This window comes from Candidatus Hydrogenedentota bacterium (genome assembly GCA_019695095.1).
Classification (GTDB): domain Bacteria; phylum Hydrogenedentota; class Hydrogenedentia; order Hydrogenedentales; family SLHB01; genus JAIBAQ01.
On record JAIBAQ010000151.1, the window covers coordinates 1 to 14,900 of the forward strand.

Genomic DNA, 14,900 nt, shown 5'->3' on the forward strand with positions numbered 1-14,900 from the left:
ACACGGACGAACACGGACAGACACGGACAGGCATCGACAGAGATAGACGATATAGATTGAGCTGAAAAGACTACTCGGGTCCGGACTCCAGGGACACCGAGACTTGGGTCAGACCTGTTTCGGGTTTGCCTGCGCGGGAGGTGAATTCCGCGATTTGGAGCATGCGCATGATGTCGTCTTTGGTGGCATCCATGGCAATGAGGAGCATTGCGTCGATAACAACCACTATCTCGGCGACGGGTGCCTTCATGCTGAGGTTCTTTTCGGCTTTGGCTTTGCGAACGGCATCGACAATCTCGATGGAGGCGTCCCAGGTTTGTGCGTGGGCAGGTTCCGGGATGGATGCGAGTTCGTCGAGTGTGGGCCAAGGGCTGCGGTGAATGGATTCGTTCATGTCCGCATCTTCGGAATAGCACCAGTGCCATATCTCTTCGGAGAGGAAGGGCAGGAAGGGCGCGAGCATGCGGGTGATGGCGCGGTGGACGATGCGCAGGGTTGTTGCGGCGGATAGGCGGCCCGGCGTCAGACCATCGTCATAGGTGCGTGGCTTCGCGAGTTCAAGATAGTTGTCGCAGAAGGTGCGCCAGAAGAAGTCTTCGGTCAGTGACAAGGCTTGAGCGTAGTCGAAGCCGTCAAAGGCTTCGGTGGCACGCTGGATCAGCGGGCGCAACTCGCGGATGACGGCGCGATCGAGTTCGCAGGTGACTTTGTCTGGCGTGAGCAGTGCGGGATCGATACCTTCAAAACGGCCGAGCGCAAACTTCGCGGCGTTGAACACCTTCGTGCTGAGGCGCTTGCCTACTTTGAAGACTTGTTCGTCGTACGCAGTATCGACGCCGAGACGGGCGCGCGCGGCCCAGTAACGAACGCTGTCCGCGCCGAACTGATCGATCAGTGGTTCGGGCGTGACGACGTTGCCTTGGCTCTTGGACATCTTCTTGCGGTCGGGGTCGAGAATCCAGCCGCTGATGACTACGTTGCGCCACGGGATTTCGTTTTCGTGCAGGTAGGCCTTGACGATGGTGTAGAAGGCCCATGTGCGGATGATTTCGTGGCTCTGGGGGCGAACGTCCATCGGGAATAGCTTGGCGTGGCGATCGGGCGCTAGGACCCATTGCGTCGCGATTTGCGGTGTAAGGGAGCTCGTGGCCCACGTATCGAGAACATCGGGGTCGCCGGTGAATCCGTTGGGCTGGTCGCGCTGTTCGGGCGTGTAGCCGGGAGGCGTGTCGCTGAGCGGATCGATGGGCAACGATTCGAGCGATGGACGTATGGGGTTCTCACGAATGATGCGGCCTTCGCCGTCGAGTTTGTACCAGATGGGAATGGGTACGCCGAAGAAGCGTTGACGGCTGAGGCACCAATCCTGGTTGAGTCCTTCGACCCAGTGCTCGTAGCGAATGCCCATGTGCGAGGGATGCCATTGGATCTTCCGGCCTTGTTCAACAAGGGCCTGCTTGTGGTCGAGGATGCGGCAGAACCATTGAGTGGTCGGAATGAGTTCGAGGGGGCGGTCGCCCTTCTCGAAGAATTTTACCGCGTGCGTGATGTCTTGACGAGGACGGTCAATGATACCGTCGGTGGCTTCGGCGATTTCGATAAGACGGGCCTGCGCCTTCTTCACGTAGAGTCCCTGGATTTGCGCATAGACTTCGTTGGCGGCTTCGGGATTGAGGCTTATGAAGCGGCCGCCTTCTGCGGGAGACGTGAAACGCAGTGTTGTGAGGTGGCCGTCGCGATCGAGAACCTGGCGAACGGGCAGGCTGTATTGGCGAACCCATTCGACGTCGGTCTGGTCGCCGTAGGTGCAGACCATTACGATGCCGGTTCCCTTTTCGGGGTCGGCCTTGGGATCGGCCATGATGGGAACGGGCGCTTGGAAGAGCGGGGTGACGGCGTTCTTGCCAATGAGGTGACGGAAACGTTCGTCTTCGGGATGGACGAGTACGGCAACGCACGCGGGCAACAGTTCGGGGCGCGTGGTAGCGATGACGATGTAATCGGATGTGCCTTCAACGCCAAAGCGCAAGAAATGGAACGCGCTGTTGCATTCTTTGTCGGTGACTTCGGCTTGTGCGATGGCGGTGCGGAAGTCGACGTCCCACATGACGGGGCGTTCGGCCTGATAGACCTCGCCTTTCTCAAAGAGTTCGAGGAAACTCCATTGCGAGATGCGACGGCAGTTGACGTCGATGGTGGCGTATTCCTGGTCCCAGTCGTAGGAGAGGCCGAGGCGCGTCCAGAGATGGCGGAAGGCCTCTTCGTCTTCACGGGTGACGACGTCGCAGAGTTCGATGAAGTTCTTGCGGCTGATGGGCAAGGGCGCGCCTTTGCGGCCGCGTTCGCCTTTGAAGTTCGGGTCGTAGTGGAGGTGTGCTTCGCACTTCACGTTGTAGAGGTTCTGCACGCGGCGTTCGGTGGGCAGGCCGTTGTCGTCCCAGCCGATGGGGAAGAAGATGTTCTTGCCGCGCATGCGTTGGTAACGGACGATGAAGTCCTGGTGGGAGTAGCTGAAGAGGTGGCCGACGTGGAGCGAGCCGCTGACCGTTGGGGGCGGCGTGTCGACGACGAAGGTTTCGTCGCGCCCGCGTGAGGGATCCCACGCGTATACGCCGGATGATTTCCAAGCATCTTTCCACCGCGCGTCGACTTCTTCGGGCGCGTAATTCTTCGGCAACTCGGATGACGGAACGCTCATGTTGTACTCCCAAAAACAAGGCCCTGTCTGAGACAGGGCTTGTGAAACCACGTTACCCGGCAGGATGACGGAGTATAGCAAATTTGCATGGAAAGGTGCATACGAGCGCTTCCCGCTGAGGTGCATCCCGCTGGGGTGCGTCTTGGGACGTGCAACGCGGCCGCGCCCTGGGAATTAGTGCAAGAACCGGTTCGCCTCGATGTACGGTTCGACCACGGTGCTCGCGATTGAGTCAACAATACGAGCGGCAATCGTGTGCGGACCTGGAGACAAGGCAATCGGGTATCTCAGGATGGCACGATCCTGGTTTCGTCCATTGCCCGCGGGAACCTGGCCGGTTTTGGCTGTGCCGACGGCGGCGCCATCGACCAGGAACTCGACCGTGACGGGACCGGAATTCATGCCGCCGATGTTGCTCACTGCCGCGACGAGGTCATATCCCTTATCGGTCTTTGTGAGAAAGAGCGCCTGAGGCAAGAATGTCAGGCACGGTTTGATGAAGTACTCGAGACACAGCCGATCCGCGTTTGCGAGCACGGCTTCATGCTGGCGGTCGGTTTCTTTGGTTCGTTTCAAGCCGTAGGATTCGGGGCCGTAGCCGCTGTTGTACCAGGCAATGCCGCGCATTTCAGGGAAATGCTGCCGGATGAAGCGGACCACATTCTCCTGTTCGCCGAGGTCGCAGCGATCAGGGCGCTCGGACGTGTCGAGCGCAAGCAGTGTGTAGCATCTGTTGCCGTAAGCCGGTTGGAACATGTCCATGGATCGGATCGTGGGGTCGATGCGATCGGTGATGACTTGATAGATATCGTCCGCGCCGAGTTCGTCGGGGGTTGCGCGCCATAGATAGGTTTCGAGAAGCAGGAAGTCGGCGCCAAGTCGAATCTGTGCCGCCAATTCAGGGCTTATGCCACCGCCGTTCCACACAGCAAAGATGCGGTCAGGTTGTACTTCGCGGGCGCGCACCAGAGCGCGCATGGAGGCAATGGAAGCTTGCGCAGGCCATGTGCCGGGGTAGCCGCCGCACTCGTCGAGCCCGAAACCGACAGACACACCGGGTCGCGTGAGCTTGTCGTAGAAGAGTTGTTCAAGCTTGGTCAGTTCGTCGGCAGGGTTGTTCTTGGCGTTTTCTTTGTCGTAGTAGGACCAGCTCATGCCGGCATATTCCCAATTGAGGCCCGCGACGCCGCGTTCACCCAATCGAACGATGCTTTCCTCCGAGCCAACGGAGGTGATACACGTGGCCCATCGCGTATTGGGCGATTCGTGGTACCACACGAAATGCATGGGACGATTTGCCACCGTCACGGGAAAGGTGATGGACGCCTCGTTGTCCGTTTCGTCGTCCTCTTTCAAAAGTAGGCCAGAGTCGATCTGGGCACGAATCTCGTAGAGGCCGTCGCTCTTTGGCGTCCACTTCCAGGCGGCCTCGGCGGATGTGGCGTTAGTCTTGAGAACGAGTTCCTGTGCAGCGACGGATACTCCGCGGGCGTCTGCAATTCTGAGCGATGCTTTAATTGCAGCGGGAGCTTGGCCGCTGATCTGGGCTCGCACAGTGACCGTGACGGGCGTTGACACTTTGCCGATGACCGGGTTTGTAAACAACCCGCCATTGAGATAGGGCTGCGTGGTAATTGAAAGATTGAATTGTCCGAAGGCAGAGATTGAGCCCAAGGTCAGAATGACCAAGGAGAGAATCAAACGCTTCATGTTGTCCCCCTGTTTCAGCACGACGTCACGTCGGCCCCCCTAGCCCGGATTTCTCACGAACACACTTGAACCTCTCTCGTAACAAGTGAGTTTGCGAGATTTGCTGCTAAACACAAAGTGGTTCTCCAAGAAGAGAGTGTGTTCGAGAGAAATCCTCATGGCATAACCTCAAAGTCTTGCACGTGAGCAATTTGCGTCGGCGCTCAATCGCGCCGGTGCAAATTGCGGACTAGCGTGCGACTATTCTCGCGGTATGTATGCGCGATTCGCAAGGAGTGGAGTTTCGTACAGTACGGTTGCGGGAAAGGTTGCAGCAAGCGAACATGATGGACGAGAAGAGGCTAGCTTTTCTTGGAATGTATAGGTTCAGGGGCTGGAGCGGATGAGGAGAATAAGTTAAGTCCCTTCAGAGAGGGCGCTGGGATCGGAAGTTCGGCTGTGAGAATAGAATGAGTGTGCAACGAGTTGCCTCGCATTCCGGGACTTGAGGGATTTGCGGAGCAGTTTGGAGATGGTTGTTCTATGTATATGTCTATTGATGAATATGATCATGACTTCGTCAATAGCATTGCATGTAGACAAATAAATGTCATTGACAATCTGAGGGCTTGGGTGCAATAGTAGCGCTGGTTTGCATCTGGTCTTAGTGCCGCTTGTATTGCGGGGTATGGACAATTCAGGCGGGTCTCATCCAACAAAGTCGCTCACGCGACGTATTTGCCCTGCAATGGGGCGCGGGAGGTGTGCTGTGTCTAGACGAGTATCAGCAGTTCTCTCTGTAGTCGTTTCTATGCTACTCGCCGCAAGTTGTGCTCATGTCTCGATTGAAAACGAGCACGTGAAGAAGGCGGCGACGAGTCTGGCCAAAGTCGAACGGCTTGTGGACGCGTGGGGTACGGCCAGTATCTCTATTCCGCTGCTGGTGGAGAACAAAGGACAGTTTGCTCTCGATTACAGCAAGGATCCAAAGGAATACGTTGAGAGTGCCAAATCGGGTTACCAAGGGACTGTACAACGCAGTCTAGAGCAATCTCTGAATATCCAGACTTCATCTCAGACTCAACTCGACTTGAACGGGTTCATACAGTTCATCCAGTCGCTTGGCCCCAAAAAAGTGGATTTGTCAATTTCCCCCGCGAATGGCGGTGAAGGAACGACCGAAGGGGAAGGGGGCACTGGTGATACATCGACAGGGACGACAACAGATACGGCTGCAACAGTAGCTAAAGCAGCCGCTGCGGCTGCAACCGGCAACAAGGGTATTCTGTTCTCGGGTGGTCAAGGGGGATTCAAGTTCGGAGAGGGACCGGACACATCGCTGTCGATTGAGCGGGGCGAGGTTGCGCCTTCTACACCGGCATTGACTTCGAAACTTCCTCTTACCAATCAAGCCGCTGGGGTGCTGAGCAGCGAGAAGTTTGCCGCGCCCTTACCTGCGGCAACTCCGCCCAGCGCCATCTCGGAGAGGCAGGCGCTACTCATAGGCTTGAACGACAAATTGACAGAGAATGTTCTGAAGTATCTCGCGAATCCTGCAGGAATCTCGAAGACTCAGAAGGCGTATCTCGCGATTTTCGAAGTGTCGTGTAATCCAGGATGGAAGACGCGCAAAGGTTACATCTGCGACATCAATGTGACGCTGGACTATGCTAGGCCCAAGAATGCTTCAGGGGAACGTGCAGTCGGCGCTAGGCGGTCATTTGCACCAGCTCCCCAAAAGCAGGGTGACGGTGCAGGAAGTTCCGATAAAGAGGACCCCTTCGAGGATGATTTCGAGTATTCCAGTCTGGAGGACACGAACAGCAGGCAGCCCAGTGCACTCTCCATCTTCCCGTCCACAGAAGCTCAAGTTCTGGACTTGCGTAACAGCGAACGTGAGCAGATTGCGCTTGCTAGTTACTTGAGCGCTTTATTGATGGGAGCGGGCCAACAACACATGTCGGAAGTCATGGGGTCGTATGCGGAGCGACTCTCTTATGATGCAGCAACTCGGACGCCCATACCTGTCGTGACTAGTTATACGGACGGGTGGAGCTTCGGATTTCGCGTTATGCCGTCGTTTCAGGCATTGGGCGACCCGCTGGATAAGGAAAAAGGATCGGCCAATGTGTTGAATCCTTACAGTTTCCCAGCGGTAGTTCTGCTGATCTGCGAAGAGGGCGAATTGGACGTATCGAAGAAGGGGTGGGATCGCATCGTCTTCCAGACATCGTCGCGGTGGATCCCTGCGGAGCGAAGGGATTACGTTGGAACTGCAATACCAATGTCCAAATACTTCTCGCGGTACGTGCTGAACCTCCCTGATGCGCGGCCTATGCGATTTGCGATGTCTCAGCGTATCGGTATGGCAACAGAATTAGGCAGGGCGATGGAGGAAATGGAGCTTGCGGTAGATCAGGGCGGCCGTATTTGGGGTGATGAACTGGGAGAACTCGAGCGGCGCTATCGTACGCTAGAGGCACAAGCGTTGGGAGAATCAGTCCTCTGCCCCATTCCGCCACAGCCCGCGAAGCCAACATACAAAGACTTAGAGGACGCAAAGCGCATCACTTTCGAGCCTGATCACGGCTGGTTCAATGCTCCAACCGCCATTGCCATATCGGGAGCCGGTTTGAGCAAGGGTAACGTATCCGTGGTGAAGGCGGTTCAAGTGGGTGGGCGCGAGTGTACGCTGGTTGCTACGGGAGTGAACACCGTGGTGGCATTGGTACCTGCTTGGCACGAAGTCATCGCAGGGAATGGGAGCACGTCGCCTTCGGCGAAGGTGACGGTGGTCACAAATGAAGGCTTACTTACGAGCGATAATGCAATCACGTTCGATCGGAAGCTGCCGTCAGCGAGTGCCGATCCGACCATTGAAGTGGAGCGAAATGCCAATGGGCTTGTGACGAAGATAACAGTCGCAGGAACGGACGAGGTTTCCGGAAGCGCGTTGCTTCAGGCGATCAAAGACATTCTTGAAGCGCAGGACGTGGATGTTGATGTGAAGCTGGACCTGAAGACATCGAAGTAAAGTGTTTTGGATAGTTGGCCGCAGGCGGGTGGATGTGCCCGTCTGCGGCTTTTCTTTTGTTGGGGTGGTCGGAAGAAGTTGTATGGGCAAGATGGGCAAGGAGGTTCCGGCGGTTTGTGGGGTGTGGCGGTCTATGCGCCGGCACGGATAAGGAGGACGGGAACCTTTGCGCGGTGGCGGACGCCGGAGACGACGCTGCCGAGGATGAGGTCGCTAAGGAAGCGGTGGCCGTGGGTGGCCATGGCGATGAGGTCGCATTGGAGTTCGTCGGCAACTTCGAGGATGAATTTTGCGGGTTCGCCGCATTTGAGGATGGCGTCGACTTCGAAGCCTTCGGCGGCGAGTTCCTGGCTGCGTTTGGCGAGGTAGTTGCAGTCGTCGCGCATTTCGGGGGACTCGTCGAGGTAGCGTTGGTTGCGGGCCATGAATCCGTCGGCGACATGAATGAGCGTGAGCTTGGCGTTTGTAAGGCGTGCGAGGCCGCGGATGTGTTGGAGAATGGCTTCGTCGGTGGGCGAGTTTTCGAGTGGTATCAGAATGTGGCGGTACATGGTGGAGTCTCCGAGTTCATAGCCATTCCGCAAAGGTCTCGTACAGCAGGTATACATTCAGGCTGACGATAATCGCCGTGATGAACCAGGCAAGCACAACGAGCCATCGGGGATTGACGAATTGCCCCATCTTTGCGCGGTCACTGGTGAATTGAACGAGGGGTACGACGGCGAAGCTGAGCTGGAGCGAGAGGATAACTTGGCTGAGTACGAGTAATTCCGCGATGCCGTGTTCACCGTAGAGTGCGGCGACGGTCACGGCAGGGACAATGGCGACCAGTCTTGTGAGCAGTCGGCGTACCCAGGGGCGCAAGCGCAGCGCGAGGAAACCTTCCATGACGATCTGTCCGGCCATGGTGCCGGTGAGGGTGGAGTTTTGGCCGGCGGCGAGAAGGGCGACGCCAAACAGGACGCTGGCGATGGATACGCCGAGCGTGCCGGAGAGGAGCGCGTAGGCGTCGCCGATGTCTGCGACGTCTTGGTGGCCGGTACCGTGGAAGGCGGCGGCGCTCAGCACGAGTATGGATGCGTTGATGAAGAAAGCGATCAGGAGCGCGACGGTGGAGTCGATGGTCGCGAATTTGATAGCCATGGATCTTCCGGTATCGGTGCGTTCGAAGGCGCGGGTTTGCACGATGCTGGAGTGCAGGTAGAGGTTGTGGGGCATGACAGTCGCGCCGAGGATGCCGATAGCGATGTAGAGCATTCCGGGGTGCGTGATGATTTGGGGCGAGGGAACAAGTCCCGCGAGCATGGCTCCGACGGGGGGCTTGGAGAAGAGCATTTCGAAGGCGAAGCATCCGCCGATGACGAAGATGAGGCCGGCGACAAGGGTCTCGACGTAACGGAAGCCGCGGGATTGCATGATAAGGACGAGCAGCACGTCGCCGGCGGTGAGCAGGACGCCGAGAACGAGTGGCATGCCGACGAGAAGGTTAAGCGCGATGGCCGAACCGATAACTTCCGCGAGGTCGCATGCGGCAACGGCGATTTCGCAGAGAATCCAGAGGATGAAACTAACGGCGGGCGAATAGTGGTCGCGGCAGGCTTGAGCGAGGTCGCGTCCTGAGACGACGCCGAGTTTCAGGGCCAGGTGTTGGAGCAGGATGGCCATGAAGTTGGAAACGAGGACGACGGACAGGAGCGTGTAGCCGAATTTTGCGCCGCCGGCAAGGTCCGTGGCCCAGTTTCCGGGGTCCATGTATCCCACGGCGACCATGAGACCGGGACCGGTGAATGCCAGGAGTTTGCGCCAGAACGAGGCGGTTTCGGATACGCGTATGGTTGAGAATGCCTCGGGCAGCGAGGGCATGGAAACGGAGCGCCGCCAACCGGATTCGCCGGTCGCAGGCGGAGTGGGCGTAGGTCCGTTGTCTTCGAGATTCGTTTCCACAGTGTCCCCGAGTGAGGTGGCGCGTCGACACGCTCAGGTTTGTATGATGACAGATGCGGGTGGATGTTTTCACGGGGAGGATGTGGACGACACGAGTGGCTCAAGTGTCATCTGCGCAGAGGCGGCAAAAAGAGTCTCGTTTGCGATGGGGCACAGCCTTACTGGATGGGTATGCCGAGGAACAATAGCCTGTCCGCCATTTGCGCGAGAAGTGTCAAGGGCTTTTCTATGAAACGGCTGCCCACGAAGATTGCGAAGAGAATTCCGAAGGGACCAATTTGATCGAGAAACCGCTGTCCACTTTCCGGTAGGAAATAATAGAGCACGTGTCCACCGTCCAGGGGCGGGACAGGAATCAAATTGAATAGCAGCAAGATGAAGTTGAGTATCATCATGGTATCGGCCAGCTTAAAGAACAGCGAGTCGTACACGGCTTCGACACCGAAGAAGAGAAACGCGATTCGGAGGATAAAGATCGTCAGTAGCGCCAGCAACAGGTTGGAGAGAGGCCCGGCGATGGCTATCAGAACGGGGTCGCGCTGGGGATGGCGCAGATTCCGGGGGTTGAACGGAACGGGCTTGGCCCAGCCGAAGAGAAACGGGACGTTGGTGAATATCATGATGAGGGGCATCACCAGTGTGCCGATGGGATCGATATGGGGAATGGGATTGAGCGTGACTCTCCCAAGGAGGCGTCCGGTAGGGTCGCCGCAACGGCTGGCGATGGCGGCGTGCGCGGCTTCGTGCACCGAAAGAGAAAACAGGAGGCAAACGAACCACAGAATCTTGAAGACAATCTCATCATTAGACACGAGCGAATCCTTATGTTATCGATTGGAAGAGTATAGGGAGTGTGAAGAAGGAGGTCAAAAGCATGCACTGCGCAGAGTACGCGGCGTGATGGCTTTGGACAAGAAAGCGAGACGTGCCCCATCGTTCTGCGACGGCGAGCCTGCGAACGGCTTTGGCGAAATTGTGACGTAGGCGCGTGTCATGTATGGTATCAAACGCTGCCGCGGGCGGTGGTGCCTTCGTCGCATTCATGAAGCGATTGAGATGACGATGACGGACATCGAGCCGCCGTGGCAAAACACGGGGTCCCTACGCCGATGAAGATTGTTGGAGAAGGACTTGTCCATGGCTCTCAACGCGGCTCGGACCGGCAAAGCTGCGCGTTTCCGTCCGTGTGCGTAACTCAAGGGGGGCGCTGGCTATGTTCGTTTCGCGCAGCCCCTACGAAGTCAGGAATGCGCGGACAACGGGCACTGGTAACGTGGTCGGATGATCACGGCCAATCGTGGTGCGAGCCCATTGATCCGTTCACGCCACCGGAAATCGAGGGGAGGCCGGGGTTGTTTCGTGCCGCGGGGCTGGGCGTGATGGACGACGAGACCGTTGTTGCGTCGATATACTGGGTCGATCATTCCGAACCCGACCTGCCGTTTTTCAACGAAGAGACCGAAGGGCTTTTGGACAGCCGTGTCTTTCTTTCCGCGTCGCACGATGCGGGAATGACGTGGTCGAGGCCGAAGCTCGTGGACACGTCGCCGTTCCAGATGCCGACGCCGATCACGGGTCCCCCACTGCGGCTTGGGTCCGGCGAATGGGCAATCCAATTCGAGCTGAACAAGCATTACTACGACGAGGAACCGTGGCGGCATGCGTCGGTGTTGATGTACTCGCGGGATTCGGGCCGCACATGGCCCCGCTATTCGTTGGTATCGCAGGACCCCTCCAATCGAGTCTTCTATTGGGACCAGCGTCCATCGGTGTTGCCGGATGGGCGGATATTGGACGTGTTCTGGACCTTTGACCGCGAGACGGCATCGTATCTCGCCATCCACGCGTCGGAATCGCTGGACAACGGAGTGACTTGGTCGTCTTCGTGGGACACGGGGGTGCCGGGCCAGCCCGCGCCGGTCTTTGCGCTGGCGGATGGTTCGCTGGCGATGCCGTACGTTGATCGCACAAGTGCGCCCCGAATCAGCGTTCGCCGGAGTGTGGACGGAGGCCGTTCGTGGCCCGCTGCCGAGGAGCTAGTGCTGTACGACGCCGGCCTTGCGTCGCAGACGTGGACCAAGTCCACGATGCAGGATGCGTGGGCGGAGATGGCGCAATTCTCGTTAGGACTTCCCGCGACGGCACAGCGGATTGGCGGCGGGGCGCTTATAGTCTATTACGCGGGGACGACGACGGACGAGACCTCAATTCGCTGGGCGCTGGTCGAGTAGCCGAGGCCGGCAGTCCAGCCGTGCACGGGGGGGGGGCCGATGACGAGCAGAGTATGGTGGCGATGGGCGCTGCTCACGGCATGCGCCGTATCGCAGGCCTGCGGGGAAAGCACCCCGCCGCCCGGAATTTCCGCACTGCGAGATGGCCTGGACGCATGGGACTGGGCGATGGTGGCGCTGTATGCGCTGGCCATGCTTGGGATCGGGCTCTACTACTCGCGCCGGAACAAGAGCGCCGAAGACTACTACGTTGGCGGACGAACGATGAGTCCGATCATGGTGGGACTTTCGCTTTTTGCCACCATGATCAGCACCATTTCCTATCTCTCCACGCCCGGAGAAATCATCCGGCATGGCCCGGGGTTTCTAGCCGACGTTCTGGCTTTGCCGTTCTCGTATTTCATCGTGGGGTTCCTGATTATCCCCTACATTTCGAAACTGCCCGTGACAAGCGCCAACGAGATTCTGTACAACCGGTTTGGCTCGGGCGTTCGTATGCTTGGCTGTATCATCTTTCTGTTGATTCGGTTTATTTGGATGGGGCTGATCATCTATACGTCGTCCAAGGTCGTGGTGGTGGCAATCGGCCTGCATGGCCAGACGACACCGTACGTGGCGTGCGCTATCGGAATCGTGACGGTTGTCTACGCGTCGTTGGGGGGCATTCGGGCCGTCGTGCTAACGGATGCCATCCAGGCAATCATTCTCTTCTTCGGAGTCATCGCGGCCATCGTGATCATTACGGTCAAACTCGGAGGCATAGCGTGGTTTCCGACTCAATGGGCTCCCAATTGGGACTCGCAGCCCTTTGCCAGTTACGACCCCCGAGTGCGTACCACCGTGGTGGGGATGATCGTGAGTTCAACGACCTGGTGGATCTGTACCGCGGGCGCAGACCAGATGGCCATCCAGCGGTTTATGTCGACGCGGAATCCACAGGCTGCGCGCAGGGCATTTCTGATCAACAATATTTCCACCGGGTTGGTGACACTGCTGTTGGGGGTTCTGGGGTTCGCCCTGCTCGGGTTTTTCCGTGCAAATCCGCAGTATCTGACGGAATCGATGAACCTGAGTGAAAACGCGGACTCGCTCTTCCCCTATTTCATCGTTCATTTTACCGGCTATGGCATTGCGGGGCTGATCATGGCGGGCATCCTGGCGGCGGCGATGTCGTCGCTGTCGTCTGGCATCAACTCGACGTGTACGGTGATCAACACGGACATCGTCGAGCGTTACTTCAAGAAGGGCCTTGGCGATGCGCAGCGAATGGCCCTCGCGAAGGGGACATCGTTCTTCGTGGGGTTTTCGGCGATCCTGCTGAGCTTGGTGATCCAAAACGTCAGCGGGAATCTGCTTGAGGTAACAAGCAAGACGAGCAACCTGCTAATTGCGCCGTTGTTCGGCCTGTTTTTCTTCGCGATGTTTGTGCGATTTGCCACGCCGCTTGGCGCAGTATTTGGATCGGCCTATGGGTTTCTGGCAGCGTTTCTGATGGCATTTGGCGATCTCGCTGGCTGGCCGCCCTTAAGCTGGCAGTGGATAACGCCCACGGCGCTGGTGGTGGATATTGCGACGGGAACGCTCTGTTGTCTGATACGCACACAAGGCCGTTCAACCGTCTTTAAGCTGGCGCTGTGCGCCGTGTACGCGTTGCCACTGATTGCGGTCGCCGTCGTGTTTGCATTGGCGTGCCTTGGCCATCGAGCACTCTAGGAGTTTCGTATGCCTTCCATGAGTTTGCGTGAGCGTATCCTTTCGGTCTATCGAGGGGAGACTCCCGATACCGTGCCTTACATGCTGGATTTGTCCCACTGGTTCTATCACCGGCATGCGTTGCCGTGGGACCTCAGCCACGCCTACGAGGAACCTGAATTCGAGTTGATCGACTATCACAGGAAGATGGGGGTTGGGTTTTATTTGCCGAATCTTGCCTCGTTTGTCGATGTCGCGTACGGGGAGAATGTGCGCGCGAGCGTGAAAAAGAGCGAGGACGGGCGCGAAATTACGTGGGAGTACGAGACGCCGTTGGGGAGCATCCGGCGCACGCGGCGGTGGAACGAACAGACGTATGCGTGGGGGATTGCCGAATGGGGCGCGGCCACCGAGCATGACCTGAGGGTGTTGGCCTACGCGTTGGGAAGTAGGACCTATACGCCGCGCTGGGAGCGGTATCGTTCGTGGAAGGAATACGTTGGCGAGAGCGGTGTCGTGTATGCGGTTTTCGCGTATAGCGGCATGGGGCACGTGATGAATGCGTGGATGGGCATTGAGAACACGGTATACGCGGCAGCGGATTGGCCGGAGGCGCTCGCCGAGGTCATCGAGCGAATCAATGAGAACAACCTGCGCTGCATCGATCTGCTGGCGGAATCGCCGGCCGACGTGGTGCTGGTGGGCGACAATTTTTCGAGCGACATTCAATCGCCGGGATTCTTCGAGACGTGGTCGAAGAAGTACTACGAGGCAGTAGTCCGCAGGCTGCATGCAGGGGGAAAGTTTGTTGCCGTGCATATCGACGGGCGCTTGAACGGTTTGCTGGACACATTCAGCGGGCTTGGGGTCGATTGCGCCGACGCGGTGACGCCGGGTGCGGTCGGCGGCCTGACGCCTGAGCAGTGCCGCGAAGCAGCGGGGCCGGGGCTGATCCTGTCGGGGGGGGTGCCGCCACACTTGTGGCTGCCGGACACACCCCTGGAGGACTTCAAAAGCGCCGTGCGGCGTTGGTTGGACTTGAAGCAACACGGACCGCGTCTAATCGCCAATGCCGGCGATCAGGTTCCTCCGCACGCGTGCGAGGACAGAATCAGCGTGATGCGGGAATTGGTAGACGAGTACGGGCGATATTGACCGGAAGAGGGCGCCATCAAAGTGGCTGGCATTAGATGGGGCCGGGTGTAGAATTGGGATACCGGAACGGAGACTACGTCTTGTGAACGGGTTAAAGGAGTAGCACGCGATCTCAAGGGGGTATCAAGCGATGCACAATAAGAACTGCGAGATGGGACGTCGTACTTTCCTGCAATGCGGGGGGCTCTGTGGAGTTGGGTTGTCGGGACTGGGTGCCGTCGCGCTCGCCCAGACAGATCCGGGCGAACCGGAGGCTGGGAACGCGGCCGAATCGCTCACCATCCGGCCCTATCACCTTCTTTGCGCGGTGTGCTCGCTTGGTGAAGAGGGCGCGAGTGCAACTGTGCAGTACGAACGAGGCAGGCACATCCGGGAGGCCGTTCGCAGGAACCCGGACATTCCCGTAACGCTTGCATGCAGCGCGGGTGCATTGTACTCCTACCAGGAATCGGGTACC

10 protein-coding genes are annotated in these 14,900 nt (G+C 58.1%); 5 read left to right on the top strand and 5 right to left on the bottom strand.

The window, feature by feature from the left end; genetic code table 11:
* Positions 1-70: 70 nt before the first annotated feature.
* Together valS and K1Y02_19650 are read right to left on the bottom strand one after the other, a co-directional pair.
* Positions 71-2,698 carry a valine--tRNA ligase gene (valS, locus tag K1Y02_19645; GenBank protein ID MBX7258584.1) on the bottom strand — a complete coding sequence of 876 codons (2,628 nt, stop codon included), beginning with the start codon at positions 2,696-2,698 and terminating at the stop codon, positions 71-73.
* A gap of 174 nt (positions 2,699-2,872) precedes the next feature.
* The gene (locus K1Y02_19650; protein ID MBX7258585.1) at positions 2,873-4,408 is read right to left on the bottom strand and encodes a hypothetical protein; all 1,536 of its coding nucleotides are present in this window, start codon (positions 4,406-4,408) and stop codon (positions 2,873-2,875) included.
* Between the two features lie 748 nt (positions 4,409-5,156).
* Here K1Y02_19650 and K1Y02_19655 point away from each other — a divergent pair.
* Entirely contained in the window at positions 5,157-7,421 is a 2,265-nt protein-coding gene (locus K1Y02_19655; protein ID MBX7258586.1) for a hypothetical protein, read from the top strand.
* 131 nt (positions 7,422-7,552) lie between these two features.
* Here K1Y02_19655 and K1Y02_19660 read toward each other — a convergent pair whose 3' ends face one another.
* From K1Y02_19660 to K1Y02_19670, 3 genes are all read right to left on the bottom strand, one after another.
* Entirely contained in the window at positions 7,553-7,972 is a 420-nt protein-coding gene (locus K1Y02_19660) for a universal stress protein (GenBank protein ID MBX7258587.1), read from the bottom strand.
* 16 nt (positions 7,973-7,988) lie between these two features.
* A complete protein-coding gene (locus K1Y02_19665) occupies positions 7,989-9,284 on the bottom strand; it encodes an Nramp family divalent metal transporter (GenBank protein ID MBX7258588.1) in 1,296 nt (431 codons plus the stop codon).
* 239 nt (positions 9,285-9,523) lie between these two features.
* Complete coding sequence (locus tag K1Y02_19670; GenBank protein MBX7258589.1) at positions 9,524-10,177, bottom strand: site-2 protease family protein; 654 nt, start codon at positions 10,175-10,177, stop codon at positions 9,524-9,526.
* Positions 10,178-10,612: 435 nt separating this feature from the next.
* On the opposite strand from K1Y02_19670, the gene K1Y02_19675 reads away from it, so the two are divergent.
* The 4 genes from K1Y02_19675 to K1Y02_19690 form a co-directional block, all read left to right on the top strand.
* On the top strand, positions 10,613-11,596 hold the full coding sequence (locus K1Y02_19675) for a glycoside hydrolase (protein MBX7258590.1): 984 nt from the start codon (positions 10,613-10,615) through the stop codon (positions 11,594-11,596).
* A gap of 39 nt (positions 11,597-11,635) precedes the next feature.
* Positions 11,636-13,309 (top strand): sodium/solute symporter, encoded by a 1,674-nt coding sequence (locus K1Y02_19680; GenBank protein MBX7258591.1) that lies wholly within the window; start codon positions 11,636-11,638, stop codon positions 13,307-13,309.
* A 9-nt stretch (positions 13,310-13,318) separates the two neighbouring features.
* Positions 13,319-14,443: a uroporphyrinogen decarboxylase family protein gene (locus K1Y02_19685; GenBank protein ID MBX7258592.1), complete on the top strand. Its 1,125-nt coding sequence runs from the start codon at positions 13,319-13,321 to the stop codon at positions 14,441-14,443.
* 130 nt (positions 14,444-14,573) lie between these two features.
* On the top strand, positions 14,574-14,900 hold a 327-nt coding region (locus K1Y02_19690; protein MBX7258593.1), incomplete at its 3' end, for a hypothetical protein.